Below are 13,651 nucleotides of genomic sequence, written 5' to 3' on the forward strand. Positions count from 1 at the left end.
GAAAGCGAGAATCCTGTAGTGGAATTCAACCACATAATGCTTCCTTTACATTGAAAATATTGCTGATTAATTGACAAGTTCTTTTTTCAACAGCGTGATCACAATTTAATTGTGGTCAGGTCTTTTCTATATCTAGATAACTCCCTGCGTTAATTTATAAAACTACAATTCACAAACGCATCTTCTATTAGTTTAAAATTAATTCTTTCTTAAATACTTTTTGTGATTTTGTGTTTTCGAAACCAATCCTTTTATAAAAAAGAAGGGTCTCTAATCTAGTTTCATTTGTCCTTACTCTTATTTCTTTATACCCCAATGTTTTTGACCATTCTTCGCATCTTTCAACAAGAATCTTACCAATTTTTTGACCTCTATAATTACTGTCAACGATCAAGCCGCCAATCTCAATATAAGGTGGGGACTCAATCAAATATCGTCCGTGAGCATGAATCCATCCAATAAGCTTGCCTTCCAGTTGTGCTACAATTACAACATGATCTTTATGATCTAATATTTTATTTAATCTTTCAATGACCTCATTTTTTTGGACATTGTAGCCTAATTGACATGATAATCTAGCAATTTCTGAACTATCATTTGTTGATGCAACTCTATATATAATCTCCATATTACACCTCTGATTCCCTTTCAATTACTATATTTTCTCTAATGAAATCCAATTTATCTTCTTCAAGTGAAACAGCTTAAGTACTATTCATTTTTTTCCCTGTTTTGTTACTAACGTTATAAAAATTTTAATTTATTGCTACAAATCCATCAATACTCTTATACTTTAACTCAAAAAAAATAGCTTTTCAGCCGATTGTGTTTTTCAACTAAAAAACCCGTTTTTTGCCTAACCATATAGCTTCTTTAAGTTTACATACTATCTAAAAATACTTACCCTGTACTTTTAATTTCATAAAGTTTCATTTAAGTAGGCTACTAGGAATACCCAAGTTTTTACCTTGAGCATATGGATATTAGTCTAATTTTCATAAAGAGTGAGCTTTAAATTATGGAACGATCGCACTTTAGTTTTTTCCTATTTGTATTCCACATGTCACTTTCTGAATCTCTTATTGTAGTACCATTTCATTCAAATTTACCGTTTACTTGAACCTTATCTTTATTTCTATATTTTTTCCTATTCATAAATACTACTAATGGACCTGTACAAAAAAATAATACTTGTAATAAAAGAACATATAATTTATATTTATGAAATTCCGGACCAACTATAATTAATGCCATAAAAAGTATGTAAGAAAATACAATTACTAGATTTTTTGTTAATTTCATAATATGATCTTCCTGTCTTAATGATTTTATGAAACGACTCAAGAATAATAGCACTTTTAAGTAACTTATGGTTTTCAAATAATGTTTGCTTTATTACATAAGAATCTTGTAGTTAATTTTAATTATTTCTTCACGTTTGATGTATTTTTTGCTGAGCCAGTAAATGGATTGATTTCATAAGTTAAATCTCTACCTGCTTCTTTTTCTTCTTGATGAATTCTTTTTCCTAACGATAAAATACCACCGATTGCTGATATCAAAATGTCATTTAATTTCCCTCCAAAAAGTTCCAAAGTGAAACATGAATATGTTTATTCTCTTAAAAGAATATTCGTTTTATACTTAAAAGAATCCTTTCCTAATGCAACTGTACTGCCAAGAAAATCACCAATATTCTTAAACGGGGCCTTTCTTTAATAAAATTTTATAAAATAAATAGTTTACATTTTTTTAGAAAAAAACTCTACTTACTAGATTCAATTTCTATCAATGATAGGCAATTATGATCTAGTTTAGTAGAGTCAGTACTTTATTTATATTTAATTATTTTCTATTAGTTTATAGCTACTCCTGCGCTAGCATATCCAGTAACTACATTAACTAGGCTAAGACCATTTGCAGTTGCAGTATATACCATCATTAAACGAGTTTGTGCAGCAACTGGTATTGCTAATGGTGTAGAAATATCGCTTGTGATTTGACCTAATGTAAGCGGACCTGCTAGGGCTGGTAAAGTGACACTTGCACCTACAACTGGAGTAAAGTTATTACTATTTATTGGTGCACTATATAATTGTGCAGTGACGACGATATTTGTGCCTAAAAGAGCTAAAGCTACTACGTTACTATAGGATGCTGAAATAGCCGTAATTGTACCAGCTCTAGGCATTGAGAATGCAAAATCGAGAATTTCAGTTGGTAAACCAGTTCCAGTTAAATCAATCGCTGGTCCTGGAAGTAATGCTACGTTTGGAATTGAACTTCCAAACCCTACAAGACCTGCTGTTCCAGCTAATCCGCCTAAAACTGTTGACATTACTATTGGTGCACCTGATGCAAACGGAATAATTGCACCTGTCCCTGCTATCCCTGTTGCTCCCGCTGAACCTGTTGCTCCTACTGCTCCCGCTGNNTGCTCCTGCTGGGCCTGTTGGGCCTAATATAATTACAGTTGGTGCTGTTGGTCCCATTGGTCCCATTGGCCCCATCGGTCCCATTGGCCCCATCGGTCCTATATGACCTCTCTTACCTCTATCTCCGTCTTCTCCTTCTTTACCTCTTTTTCCTCTATCCCCTTTTGGTCCAGTTACACCCGTTGGACCTGTTGGACCTATAGGACCTAAAGGACCAATTGGGCCAATTGGGCCAATAATAGACTGTGATGGCATAGATTGTTGTGAAGATTCAGACTCAGGTAGATCTGTATTTTGTGTAGTGTCAGGTTGATTTGGTTCTTCTGATGGTTGTTGTGGTAGTGGTGGTATTGGTGGTAGTGGCAAAAAAATACACCTCTCTAAAAAATTTTAATTGTACATTTTATTGTATAAAAAAAGGACAAATTGGTTCTTTTAATTCAAAAAAATGAGTAAAAAACCTGTACAATTTAATCATTATTTAAATATAATAAATTCCCGTTCAAAAAATTAAGTGTTTTTTGCAAGCCAGAATAAATGAATTTATATAGAAAACATTTTTTCTAATATAATATTTTTCAAATATCAATTATATTTGCCCAAACATCTAAATAGCTTGTCTCATAAAATAACAAGAATAATAGTAGGTGGTGAAATGATTGAATAAAGAAGATAAATGCAAGAAATGTGACCACGACAGCGATGATTGCAAATGTAAAAATAAATGCAAGAATTGTAAACATAAAAATTGCAAATGTAAATGCAATTGTAAGAAATGTGATCGCCATCACGATGATTGTAGATGTCATGATAAATGTAAGAAATGTCATCGCGACCATGATGATTGCAGATGTCATGATGATCGATGTCATGATTGTGGAAAAAGAAATTGCGGATGCAACGTAAAGCAAAATGTAAATGTTTGTGTAAATGTAGAAAATAATGGAGCTACAGGAACCGGACCTGTAGGACCAACCGGACCAGCGGGTGCTACTGGCGCTACTGGTGCTACTGGCGCTACCGGTGCTACTGGCGCTACTGGTGCTACTGGCGCTACCGGTGCTACTGGCGCTACCGGTGCTACGGGTGCTACGGGTGCTACTGGTGCTACTGGTGCTACGGGTGCTACGGGTGAACGTGGTGCTACGGGTGCTACTGGCGCTACCGGTGCTACGGGTGCTACTGGTGCTACTGGCGCTACCGGTGCTACGGGTGCTACGGGTGCTACTGGCGCTACGGGTGAACGTGGTGCTACTGGTGCTACTGGAGCTACCGGTGCTACGGGTGCTACTGGTGCTACTGGCGCTACCGGTGCTACGGGTGCTACCGGTGCTACGGGTGCTACGGGTGCTACGGGTGCTACGGGTGCTACTGGCGCTACTGGCGCTACCGGTGCTACTGGTGCTACTGGTGCTACGGGTGTTACCGGAGCAACAGGACCGACTGGCGTATGTGAATGTACTCCTATGTATGCAAATTTCTGGAATACTAATTCTCAAGGTAATATACCAACAAATACACCAGTATCCTTCAATACTGTCGGAGTAAATTCTGGAGATTTCGCCCTTATTGGAGGAACTACAATTACAGTAATGAGCACTGGAGACTATTTAATTAACTACAGTGTTATTTTTAGAAATATGGGTGGTACAGGCACACAACCAGTTGAAGGAGCTTATGCAATATTCACTGGAATATCTCCAACGTTTACAATTCTTCCAGGCAGCGAATTTGGAACTGGTGTAGATCTCCCTAATAGTAACACTACAAATTTACAAATCAATGGCGAGGTAATGGTACATTTCACAGCTGGAGATCAATTCCAACTTAGAAATATTGGTGCCACTCCAGACCATTTAGCAAACAGCGTTGATGGTGCAATGGTAAACAGTGCTGCACTAACAATCGTTAGACTAGATATTTAGTAAAGATTCAATAAACTTACCGAAAATAAATTTTAGAGTATGATGATTGATATTAACTTAAATATCTAAATAAATACCCTTCATTAGTAGACAGTAAAGAGCTATACAAGTCTACTTTGAAGGGTTTTTTATTTATATTATTTTAAACGGTAATCTTACTGCTTCAAATAATATAAATTTTGACCGGTTGTATCAAAAATATAAGCAAATCTAGGTATACCTGCAGCACTAAAAAAACCAAGTTCTAAAACAGAACTTGGTTTTTATCTATTTCAATTATTTACCCACGTAGTTGAGCATTATGTGTTTCTTCTACTGCTTTTAATACTTTAGAGTGAGATTTTGTTACTTCTTCATCCGTTAAAGTACGTTCTGGATCGAAATACGTTAATGAGAAGGCAACTGATTTTTTACCAACTTCCATCTTATCACCTTCATATAAGTCAAAGATTGTTGCATCCTTTAGAAGTTTTCCACCAGTTGAACGAATTGTAGAAAGAATATCACCAGCAAATACTTTTGAATCAACTACTAATGCCATATCTCGGCTCATTGATGGGAATCGAGGAATTGCATTGTATAAAATATCATCAAATTCAGTGTTTAATAACTTTTCAAGAGATAATTGGAAAACATAAGTTTCTTTAATATCCCATTCTTTTTGAGTAACAGGATGAACTTGACCGATAAATCCAATTTCTTCACCGTTTAATAATATACTAGCAGTACGTCCTGGATGTAATTCTTCTTTTTTAGAAGCAGTGTAAGCTATTTTATTTGATAAACCTAGTTCACTAAATAATCCGTCTAAAATACCTTTTACAACGTAGAAATCTACTGCTTTTTTCTCGCCTTGCCATGCATGTTGTAACCATAAACCAGTTAAAGCACCTGCTAAATATTCTTCTTCATGTGGAAGATCGTTCTTTTCCTTTGTTAAGAAAACAGAGCCTGCTTCAAATAGTTGAACATTTTCTTCTTTACGTGCAACATTATATGCTACAGCGTCTAATAAATGAGGTACTAAGCTAAAACGTAACTCACTACGCTCTTCACTCATAGGTAATGCTAAACGTACAGGTTCTGCGTCTACAGTTTCTAGTGCAAAGCGTTTTACTTTATTATTACTTGTTAAAGAATACGTAACTGCTTCGTAAAGACCTGCATGTTGTAAATACTTACGAATTTTTCTACGTTTCGCTTGATATGGTGTTAATTGTCCTCGACTAGCAACACCTGTTGGTAATGTAGCAGGAATATGGTCATAGCCATATAATCTACCTACCTCTTCAACTAAATCTTCTTCTATTGAAAGATCACCACGACGGCTAGGAACAGTAACAGTAAATACTTCACCATTTTGAGTTGCTTCTAATCTTAAGCGACGGAAAATATCTTTAACTGTTTCTGCATCAATTGATGTTCCAAGTACACCATTAATTTTACTTACAGATACTGATACTGATTTAGCGTCATCAACTAAATTGTCAGCAATGACAGTGCCTTCTTCTAATGTTCCACCAGCAAGTTCAGCCATTAACTGAGCAGCACGTTCAGAAGCAGGGAATGTACGTGAAACATCAATTCCTTTTTCAAAACGAGCACTTGAATCGCTTCGTAAGCCTAGATCTTTTGAAGTTTGACGAACACTTTGGCCTCTGAAAACAGCTGATTCGATTAAAACATCAACCGTATTCACATCAACCTCTGTACTTTGACCACCCATTACACCTGCAACTGCAACTGCTTCTTTATCTGTTGCAATAACTAAATTATGTGGTTGTAATGTACGTTCTTCACCATCAAGTGTAACGATTTTTTCGTTTTCCTTCGCGTGACGAACAATAATTTGACTACTATTTAATTTATTAAAATCAAATGCGTGTAAAGGTTGACCATATTCAATTAAAATATAGTTCGTAATATCAACTACATTGTTAATAGGACGAATACCAGCGCTCATTAATCGAGCTTGCATCCATAAAGGAGAAGGTCCAATTTTTACACCTTTAACTAATTTAGCACTGTAGTAAGGAGCATCTTCTTTTGCTTCAATTGTAACGGAAACATAATTAGCATTTTCTGCTGAGTCCGCACTAATTGATGGAAGTTTCACATCACGGTCTAAAATCGCTGCTACTTCGTATGCTACACCAATCATATTTAAGCAATCTGCACGATTTGGTGTTAATCCAAGTTCTAATACTGCATCATCACGGTAAAGTACTTCTAATGCATCAGCACCTACTTCAGCATCGTTTGGTAAAACAAAGATTCCGTTTGAGAATTCTTTTGCAACTACTTTCCCTTCAATTCCTAACTCTTGAAGAGAACAAATCATACCTTCTGAAACTTCACCACGTAATTTTGCTTTTTTAATTTTAAAATTACCAGGTAAAACTGCGCCTACTTTTGCAACGATTACTTTTTGACCTTTTGCAACATTCGGTGCACCACAAATAATTTGGACTGGTTGCTCTTCTCCAACATCAACAGTACATTTTGATAATTTATCAGCCTCTGGATGTTGTTCACGTTCCATTACATAACCTACAACAACATTTTTAATTCCTTCAGAAAGAATATTAACTCCTTCAACTTCAATACCTGCTTTTGTAATTAACTTAGCAAGTTCGTCTGGTGTAACACCACTTAAATCAACGTATTCTTGTAACCATTTAGTCGATACAAACATGTTTTCCCCTCCTACCTTACATTTGTTGGAATTGCTTTAAGAATCTTATATCGTTCGTATAGAAATGACGAATATCATCAATACCATATTTCAATAATGCAATACGTTCTGGACCCATTCCGAATGCAAATCCTTGAACTTCTTTTGGATTATATCCAGCCATCTCAAGTACGTTTGGATGTACCATACCTGCACCTAAAATTTCAATCCATCCAGTTTGCTTACACATGTTACAACCTTTTCCGCCACATTTCATACAAGAAATATCCATCTCTACTGAAGGCTCAGTGAATGGGAAGAAACTTGGACGTAAGCGAATTTCACGATCTTCACCAAACATTTTTTTCGCAAAAAGTTGTAAAGTACCTTTTAAGTCGCTCATCGAAATGTTTTCGCCAATTACAAGACCTTCAATTTGCATAAATTGATGAGAATGTGTAGCATCGTCGTCATCACGGCGATAAACTTTACCTGGACAAATAATTTTGATTGGTCCTTTTTCGGTATTTGCTTCCATTGTTCTTGCTTGAACAGGTGAAGTATGAGTTCTCATTAATGTTTCTTCTGAAATATAGAAAGAATCCTGCATATCACGTGCTGGGTGACCTTTAGGTAAATTTAATGCTTCGAAATTATAATAGTCCTTTTCAACTTCTGGACCTTCTGCAATTTCGTATCCCATTCCAATAAATAAATCTTCAATTTCTTGAATAACCGCTCTAAGTGGATGTGCGCCACCTGCATGAACTGGTCTTCCAGGAAGTGTTACATCAATTGATTCGCTTTCTAACTTTTCATTGATTGCATTTTGTTCTAAGACAACTTGTTTTGCTTCAAGTTTCTCTTGAATTGCTGCACGTACTTCATTAGCTACAGCTCCCATTTTTGGGCGCTCTTCAGGAGATAAATCCTTCATTGCTTTCATTGCCTCAGTAATCGGACCTTTTTTTCCAAGATAGGCAATTCTCACTTCATTTAATGCTTTTAAATCTTTTGCTTCTTCTATTTGCTTAATCGCATCTGCTTGTAAAGAAACTAAACGCTCTTGCATGAATAATCCTCCTATTCAAATTCAAATTTTATATTTTTAAACATAAAAAAACCTCGCTCCCAAAAAAGGGACGAGGATTGATCGCGGTACCACCCTAATTAACAGTTATTATTCAAACACAAACTAACTGCTCACTTCATTCATTTAACGATCTACTTAGATAGACCGAGTCGCCTTTACATTAAAAATGGTCCCGGCGCTAGCTCAAGAGGTGAATTCAATTTGGTCTACTATAAAAGTGCTCACAGTCTACGACACTTTTTCCCTAAAATAGAGATTCAAATTTACTCTTCTCTGTCAAAGCTTTTATGTATTAAATTTTTCTTAATTAATTATATTGATTTTTTTCCATTTATGCAACTACTCATTTGAGTAAGAACTATGAAAATTCAATAATTAGTGGAATCGCCCTTTTTAACTTACTGTCTTTCCGGCCTCACAAGCTATACATTAGAATCCCTGCTGCAATACCAACGTTTAATGATTCAGCTTTACCATAAATTGGTATATACAGATTTTCATCCGTTAATGAAAGTAAGGTTGAATTTACACCTTTCCCTTCATTTCCTACAATAATGGCAAAACGATTTGAAGTTTTTACTTCGTTAAATGGTTTTGCATTTTGAAGAGAAGTTCCATAAACAGTTATTCCCTTTTCTTTCAAATTTGAAACTACTTCGGTTAAATCTCCTCGTAAGATCGGTAAATGGAATATTGATCCTTGGGTTGATCGAATCGTTTTAGCATTATATAGATCACTTGTACCTGAACCTAAAATAACGCCATCAAACCCAGCAGCATCCGCAGTTCGAATCATCGTTCCAACATTACCTGGATCTTGAACCTCATCAATTAATAATAATTTTGACACTTTCTCAAAATCAATTCTCACAAATGAAAATTCAATAATTGCAAAGATGCCTTGCGTCGTTTCTGTTTCACTTAATTCCTTACAAACATCTTTAGATATATACGTAATATCCATTGACCCTGTTGAAAAATTAGAAGGCAGATCAATTTCTTCACTGATTAACAAATGAAGAATCGGTGCATCCTGCTTAATTGCTTCCTCCACTAAATGAAAACCTTCAACGATATATTGTTTAGCCTTATCTCTTCCTTTTTTTGTATGTAGTTTTTTCCAAGCCTTTACAGAATTATTTTGAATGGAATCAATTTGTTTCATAAAATTTCCTTTACCTTTCATCGTGTATCATATCGTTTATCATACATAAAATCGTTTCCGTTTACAAATACTACATAAAGCTTAATATGAAAGGAGAATTCAAAATGAATTTTAATATTCGCGGTGCAGTTCTTCACAATATTTCAGGTAATAAAAGTGATCAATTAGAAGCAACAATTGTAGATGCTATTCAAAGTGGTGAGGAAAAAGTATTACCAGGTTTAGGGGTACTTCTCGAAGTTTTTTGGAGTCACGCTTCTGAAGATCAAAAGCATGATCTTCTCGCAGTATTAGAAAATGGAGTAAGTCAATAATTTAATCTGTAAAAACATAGAAAAGGACTAACCAAAGTTAGTCCTCTTCATTTTTTTAGTATGATTTTACTTCGTTTTACCTTTCAAATCATCTATTGAATTAATCTTCATATATTCTGGTACGACTAAGCCTAATTTTGTCCCTTTTAAATTCGGCCCTAAGTCAACCAATTGTTTTTTGTACTCATTCATATAATCTTTATGAGTTGTTGGAAGCCAAGCTGCAACCATTGCATCTGCACTTCCATCTGAAACACCAGCAAACATCGGTCCTGCCTCAACTTGTTTTAATGTAACGTCATAGCCTTGGTTTTCAAGTACTTTTCCAATCACATTTGTACTGGCAACTTCAGATTCCCATGAAACATAAACGAGACTAATTTTTTCACCATTTCCTTTTGAAGTATCTTTCGTCCAATCATTTACTTGATTTTGATGCTTTTTGATCCAATGCGCCGCTGCATCTTCAGGTTTTGCACCATCTTGAACATCTTTCATAACTTCTTCCATATCATTCGGTTTCCATGAAAAGTTATCTAGAATCTTGTACGCTCCAGGTGCGTCTTCTTTTAATCCTTTTCTAACCACTGTATGAATTTCTTCATCCTTACCAAATGAGCCTTTTGGATCTTCTAAATACTTTAATTTATATTTTGAAAACATCCAGTGAGGTGTCCAACCAGTTACAATAATAGGTTCTTTATTTTCATAAGCTTTTTTCAATTCAGCGGTCATCGCTGCAGATGAACCTTCTTTTAAAGTCCAATCCTTTAAACCATAATCCTTCATTGCTTTTGCCGTAGCTTTCATTAATCCAGCACCAGGGTCAATTCCCGTAATTTCAAAATTAACTTGTGCCCCTATTTTATTAGAAGATTTTTTATGATCATTACCGCCTGTTAATGCTACTGAAATAGCGGAAATACAAAAGATTATTGCAATTAAACCATACACATATTTTTTGGCAAACCTTTTCCCATAAGCAGGTTGACGAAGATTTTGAGAAATTCGATCCAGAATAATTGCAACGATAACAATCGAAATACCTGCTTCGAATCCTTCACCTACTTTGATTTGGGTTACAGCACGATAAACCTCTGCACCTAAACCTGGTGCACCTACTAGTGATGAAATAACAACCATTGATAAAGCAAGCATTATACTTTGATTAATACCAGCTAAAATTGTAGGTGCTGCTAACGGTAGTTGCACTTTAAAAAGTCTTTGCCATGTAGTAGAACCAAAAGCATTTGATGCTTCTATTAAATCGTTTGGAACCTCTCGAATACCTAAATTCGTTAAACGAATTGTTGGCGGTATTGCGAATATAACAGATGCTAAAATACCAGGTACGACACCAATTCCGAAAAAGAGAATTGCAGGAATTAAATAGACGAATGCTGGCATTGTTTGCATAAAGTCGAGTATTGGAGTGATTATTTGTTTCACTCGATTGTTTTGTGACGTCCAGATTCCGAGTGGAATACCGATTACAACTGTAATAACGATAGCTGATAAAATTAACGCTAACGATTGAATTGTAGCATCCCATAGGCCAAGATTATCAATTAATAACAATCCAAGTAATGTAAACAGTCCGACTGTCCAGCTACTCGTATAAAAAGCAATTAATGAAATGATTAAAATTAGAATAATTGATGGGCCAAGTTCTAAAACTTTAACAAGGTTATTTAAAAGGGCTTCTGTGATGTGCGTAATTGAATTAAATAGTGGATGGAAAGTTTTTATAATCACGTCTACAATTTTATCAATCCACTCAGCTAATGGAATTTTTGGAATACCCATATATTTAACCTCCTTTTATATTTAAATCGTCTGTTTTACCCGCTAAAGCTCCGATAACTGCCCCGCGAATAATAACACCCTTTAATCGATTATTTTCATCTACAACAGCTAATGGAAGAGTAGAAGTTGCAAGCGCACCAATTACATCTGTTAATAAAGTATCTTCTTTAACAGACACAATGTCCTTTTGCATAACTTCCTCTACCGATTTATTTTTAATAAGAGCATTTGAAGCGTCATCAGCAGTAATTGCACCAAGTAGCTTTTGTCGACGATCAATAACAAAAATACTAGAATACCCTTGATCTCTCATTATTTGCAGGGCTACTCGTGGTCCACGGTCCGGCGTAATTCTTTCAGCACGCTTCTGAACATGAGCTGCAGTCAGTACTTTTGAAAGATCGACATCTTCTACAAATCGCTCTACATATTCATTAGCTGGATTGACCATAATCTCCTCTGGTGTACCAATTTGCATTATGTTACCATCTTTCATTAAAGCAATTCTGTCCCCAATTCGTAATGCCTCATCAAGGTCATGCGTTATAAAAATAATCGTTTTTTTCATTGTCTCTTGTAGCTCTAATAATTCATCTTGCATATCTTTACGAATTAATGGATCGAGCGCACTGAAGGCTTCATCCATTAATAAAATGTCTGTATCACTCGTTAGTGCCCTTGCAAGGCCAACACGTTGTTGCATACCACCACTTAACTGTGAAGGGTATTGATGCTCATAACCTTTTAGACCAACGATTTCTAGTGATTTCAGAGCTTTTTCTGTTCTTTCAAGCTGCGAAATATTTTGTACTTCAAGTCCATATTCAGTATTTTCTAGAATCGTCTTGTGCGGAAACAAAGCGAAATTTTGGAAAACCATACTGATTTTTTTACGACGAACATTCCTTAATTGCTGTGGATTCATCTTTACGATGTCATCATCATCAATCAATATTTGTCCGGCCGTAGGCTCAATTAATCGATTGAGCATTCTAATCAACGTTGATTTACCACTTCCCGATAATCCCATCACAACGAAGATTTCACCTGGATAAATTTCAAAGCTCGCGTTATTCACACCAATAGTAGAGTTTGTTTGCTCTAATATTTGCTTTTTTGAATATCCTTTTTCTAGTAACTTAATGGCGTTCTTTGGAGACTTACCGAAAACCTTTGTTACGTTTTTTACTTTAACTTTTGCTTTCATTAACTCACCTCAAAACTAATTTTATTTCGCTTTTCATTGTCTAAATAAAGACTCTCCAATAATAAAATTAGCCAAGTACTTTAAAAGTCTTGGCTCCTTCAGTAACTCAATTTACAAATTGACTTACCACTATAATTAGCTGAAAACAGTATTACAATTCATTTCCGAGTAACCTTATTTGAAAAGCATGCAATAATCATAACAATAGAATATGACAAAATTATTTCAAACTAGTTATAGGAACAATACAGTTTGTTTCAGTTCGATAACGTAGGTTGGGCTATGTGAGGTGTGAAAAAGGCATGAAAAGTTGACAGGATGGGAGATGAGAGTATGAGGATTAGGTGTTTGAGAGTGGCTATTAAGAGTAGGTCATATTAGTTAAAAATGGGCTGCTAATTAATTTTTGTAATTTCAAATAAAATTGACAGAACTGTAAATAAAATCCAAAAAATCGTAATTAAGATGAGTATTGCAAATAAATTTCGAGAATCGCAAATAAGATGTAGATCACCACAATTAATCTAAGGCTGTTTAATTTTCGGGAATCGTAATTAAAATTGGCGTATCTGCATTTTAAATATAGATCACCGCAATTAATCTGTGGTCTGCAATTAAATTTCGAGAATCGCAAATAAAATAGGCAAAACTGCAATTAAATTTCGGTTATCGCAATTAAAATTAGCAAAACTGCAATTAAAATCCGAAGAATCGCAAATAAACTAAAAAAATACCCCTACCAGTATAGGTATTAAAGCTTAAAAAACGATAGAAGTAAGAAATTTTCAGGTGGATACTATGCAAAAATGCTTAAAATTTTCATTTATCGAATAGAAACGCATAGAAATCTGCTAATTTTCTATAGAATGGATTGATACAGCCCAGCGATACCCCCATTTTCGGTATTATTTTCCGGCTAGTTTAATTAACTGTTTGTGATGCTTTAATTTAACGAACAATTGGTATAGTTCACAGTTTAAAAAGCATTCGTAACAAAAAAAGGACGCCCCTCTTGTCAGTTAATCTGACTTA

At 35.1% G+C, this 13,651-nt stretch carries 11 protein-coding genes and 1 other annotated feature; of the genes, 2 read left to right on the top strand and 9 right to left on the bottom strand.

Annotation, left to right across the window (positions count from 1 at the left end; genetic code table 11):
• Positions 1-187: 187 nt before the first annotated feature.
• The 4 genes from CN601_RS23085 to CN601_RS27735 all read right to left on the bottom strand — a co-directional run bounded on the left by CN601_RS23085 (position 188) and on the right by CN601_RS27735 (position 2,338).
• The gene (locus CN601_RS23085) at positions 188-628 is read right to left on the bottom strand and encodes a GNAT family N-acetyltransferase (RefSeq protein ID WP_098172455.1); all 441 of its coding nucleotides are present in this window, start codon (positions 626-628) and stop codon (positions 188-190) included.
• A gap of 467 nt (positions 629-1,095) precedes the next feature.
• Complete coding sequence (locus tag CN601_RS23090; protein WP_142317427.1) at positions 1,096-1,344, bottom strand: hypothetical protein; 249 nt, start codon at positions 1,342-1,344, stop codon at positions 1,096-1,098.
• An 80-nt stretch (positions 1,345-1,424) separates the two neighbouring features.
• Entirely contained in the window at positions 1,425-1,562 is a 138-nt protein-coding gene (locus CN601_RS27105; RefSeq protein WP_179865665.1) for a hypothetical protein, read from the bottom strand.
• Between the two features lie 293 nt (positions 1,563-1,855).
• The gene (locus CN601_RS27735) at positions 1,856-2,338 is read right to left on the bottom strand and encodes an exosporium glycoprotein BclB-related protein (RefSeq protein ID WP_179865666.1); all 483 of its coding nucleotides are present in this window, start codon (positions 2,336-2,338) and stop codon (positions 1,856-1,858) included.
• Between the two features lie 756 nt (positions 2,339-3,094).
• Here CN601_RS27735 and CN601_RS27940 point away from each other — a divergent pair.
• Positions 3,095-4,360 carry a hypothetical protein gene (locus tag CN601_RS27940; RefSeq protein ID WP_179865667.1) on the top strand — a complete coding sequence of 422 codons (1,266 nt, stop codon included), beginning with the start codon at positions 3,095-3,097 and terminating at the stop codon, positions 4,358-4,360.
• 280 nt (positions 4,361-4,640) lie between these two features.
• On the opposite strand, the gene pheT is transcribed toward CN601_RS27940, so the two are convergent.
• The 3 genes from pheT to CN601_RS23115 form a co-directional block, all read right to left on the bottom strand.
• Positions 4,641-7,055 (bottom strand): phenylalanine--tRNA ligase subunit beta, encoded by a 2,415-nt coding sequence (gene pheT / locus CN601_RS23105; protein WP_098172456.1) that lies wholly within the window; start codon positions 7,053-7,055, stop codon positions 4,641-4,643.
• A gap of 16 nt (positions 7,056-7,071) precedes the next feature.
• On the bottom strand, positions 7,072-8,106 hold the full coding sequence (gene pheS / locus CN601_RS23110) for a phenylalanine--tRNA ligase subunit alpha (RefSeq protein ID WP_098119199.1): 1,035 nt from the start codon (positions 8,104-8,106) through the stop codon (positions 7,072-7,074).
• Positions 8,107-8,169: 63 nt separating this feature from the next.
• Positions 8,170-8,416, bottom strand: a binding site (T-box leader).
• A gap of 126 nt (positions 8,417-8,542) precedes the next feature.
• Positions 8,543-9,292, bottom strand: coding sequence for a TrmH family RNA methyltransferase (locus CN601_RS23115; protein WP_098119276.1), 750 nt, complete (start codon positions 9,290-9,292; stop codon positions 8,543-8,545).
• Positions 9,293-9,396: 104 nt separating this feature from the next.
• Here CN601_RS23115 and sspI point away from each other — a divergent pair, with 104 nt between their 5' ends.
• Positions 9,397-9,606 carry a small acid-soluble spore protein SspI gene (gene sspI / locus CN601_RS23120; RefSeq protein ID WP_098119200.1) on the top strand — a complete coding sequence of 70 codons (210 nt, stop codon included), beginning with the start codon at positions 9,397-9,399 and terminating at the stop codon, positions 9,604-9,606.
• A gap of 66 nt (positions 9,607-9,672) precedes the next feature.
• Here sspI and CN601_RS27945 read toward each other — a convergent pair whose 3' ends face one another.
• Both CN601_RS27945 and proV read right to left on the bottom strand, forming a co-directional pair.
• Positions 9,673-11,412 carry a glycine betaine ABC transporter substrate-binding protein gene (locus tag CN601_RS27945; RefSeq protein ID WP_098172457.1) on the bottom strand — a complete coding sequence of 580 codons (1,740 nt, stop codon included), beginning with the start codon at positions 11,410-11,412 and terminating at the stop codon, positions 9,673-9,675.
• Positions 11,413-11,416: 4 nt separating this feature from the next.
• Positions 11,417-12,619, bottom strand: coding sequence for a glycine betaine/L-proline ABC transporter ATP-binding protein ProV (gene proV, locus CN601_RS23130; RefSeq protein WP_098119202.1), 1,203 nt, complete (start codon positions 12,617-12,619; stop codon positions 11,417-11,419).
• Between the last annotated feature and the right edge of the window lie 1,032 nt (positions 12,620-13,651).

The organism is Bacillus sp. AFS017336, from assembly GCF_002555445.1.
Classification (GTDB): domain Bacteria; phylum Bacillota; class Bacilli; order Bacillales; family Bacillaceae_G; genus Gottfriedia.